A 2212-nucleotide genomic window follows, 5' to 3' on the forward strand; every position below is an offset into this window, starting at 1 on the left:
GACATTTTTAGATGTCTGAGGCAACGGTTTTGAGTTTCAAAAAGTATTTAGTGTAACTTTTATGCAAAGTTGAGGATATAGAATTGCTGGATAGTTATGAGAGAAAAATGATATATTTTTTATCTAGATTTACATCTACTTGTGTGTTTGTACTGATTAACAAAACAATAATATTTCATAATTATAATATGGATTGTAAGCAAAATGATTATGAAAAATACGAAAGAGGAAAACATTGCTCATTAAGGATGTTATTAAGCCTGCCAGAATACTATTATAAAAATATAGTGGTATGTGGGAATGAACAAATACTAGATTATGATGAAATGGTAGATGAGTTGTTAGAACATTTAGTGTGTCTTGAAATGATTTACTACTATTATCCTTGTCGAAATCAAACAAAGGTTAACATGGATTCAAACACTGAATTTTATATGAATTACTTTAAGTCATATTATTTTGATTATCCGGAAATCAGTGCAGAAAAATACATTGATTTTTTTGAAGAAAATGCTGCAATATCTCAGAAAGTGTTTCAAGTAAAGAATATCAAAGAAACAATAATGGAAGCATTAGTCTTCCAAGAATTTGAAAAGAATTTATATAGTATTAGGGGAATTCAAAGATTCATTTGTAAAATACGTCACAAAGTAGATTTTAAAAAAGAAGGTATTTGGTTAACGTTTCCAATAAGTATTATTCAATTTTTATTTACTGTTAAAAATTTGAGATATGAAGAGTTCATAAAAAAATATGTATATAATATTACGGATAAGCGAAGTGTTCAATATTCAAGAATGATAGATGTGATTGCATCTGAAGATACAAGAATTGCATTAATAAGTAATAATAACATCTGTTTTCCAAGAAATTATTACTGGATTAATAGGTGGTATACTTATGTTTGGAAAAGTTATGAAATTAGCAAGAATAATGAAGATGGAAAAACTTATAAAAGTGATAAACATGAAAACGAAATCAAATCAGTGTTAGAAAAATATTTTGCAAAGGATAAAGTATATTCTGGCGTGTATTTAAAACGAAAAAAAGGTCAATACGCAGAAAAAGATTTTATAGTTGTATTCAATGATTATGTTATATCATTTGAAGCAAAATCAAAATTGTTACCTGCTCCATTTTTGGGAGTTGAGGATGGATTGGAAGATATAAAAATAAAATGTAATGAGGCAATCGAAAAAGCTATTCAACAAGGCAATGAAATAAAACAGGCGATAGCTGAAAAAAAAGCGTTTTTCTATGATACAAATGAAAAAGAAGGCAAAGTTGTATTAGATTTAAATGGTTATTCTGAAAAAAAATTTATACAAGTCGCTTTAATGTATGAAGAGTTTTTGAATGTAGAAACAAATATTGAACATATATATAAGGATAATATCAACTTTTGGCTTTCAGATGTTAAAACGTTGGATACTATTCTTCGGGATACATTTGGAAAAGGTGAGGGGCAAAAATTTATTAATTATATTAACAAGAGAATGAATGCTTATGGTCTAATAGATGTGCAATCAGGTGAAGAGTTAAAAATGTATCAAGCATATAAGACTTTTCCAGTATTCTTCGAAGAAAGACGTCCAGATATTGGGATTAAGGTTAGAATATAATTTGCTAAGAATTCAAGAAGATTCATTTCATAAATCAATTGTATAATTGTTGTATTCGTTGAATAATCTTAGTATAATTACTATCGTAATACAATTTCAAGTGTCTGTTTTGCAAGGAAAACACAGTGCGTTTGGAGAAAATGTATCGAATTTATTCGGGCTATAAAAAATTTCAAAGCCATAAATTATAGAACGAAAAATTTGAATAGAGAAATGAATATTTCGGTCTGAAGAACCAGCCTGTCCGGAAGAACCAAGGTTCGTTTCAACAGAACCGGATGCAAGTTTCACATGATTCGGCTTAGTCCAAACCATACCTTAACCATTATAATTACTTAAAACATGAAGCATTTTGCTCTGTCAAGGACAGAGCCGCAAAGCGGTGCGAAGCATCCTTGATTGAGCAGAATGCTTCATGTATACTCAAAGAATAATGGTGAATTTGGACTATTGGAACCAGTCCGGAATGATTGAAACGGAATTCCGGAAGCATTGGCACGAATTTCCGGTTCGGTGAATATTTCACGGTAATGATACCAACGATATTCAATTGGATACCGGTAGCACACACATTGATACCGTGGACGATT

At 29.9% G+C, this 2212-nt stretch carries 2 protein-coding genes; one reads left to right on the plus strand and one right to left on the minus strand.

Annotated elements, in window-relative coordinates; translation table 11 throughout:
* Window positions 1–83: 83 nt before the first annotated feature.
* Window positions 84–1622, plus strand: coding sequence for a hypothetical protein (locus tag U2P91_RS17795; protein WP_162624493.1), 1539 nt, complete (start codon window positions 84–86; stop codon window positions 1620–1622).
* Window positions 1623–1953: 331 nt separating this feature from the next.
* Here U2P91_RS17795 and U2P91_RS17800 read toward each other — a convergent pair.
* Window positions 1954–2212 (minus strand): hypothetical protein (locus U2P91_RS17800; RefSeq protein WP_322520092.1); only part of this gene is annotated, 259 nt, incomplete at its 5' end.

Origin of the sequence: Acetobacterium sp. K1/6, from assembly GCF_034438075.1 — a bacterium.
GTDB classification, from domain to species: domain Bacteria; phylum Bacillota; class Clostridia; order Eubacteriales; family Eubacteriaceae; genus Acetobacterium; species Acetobacterium carbinolicum.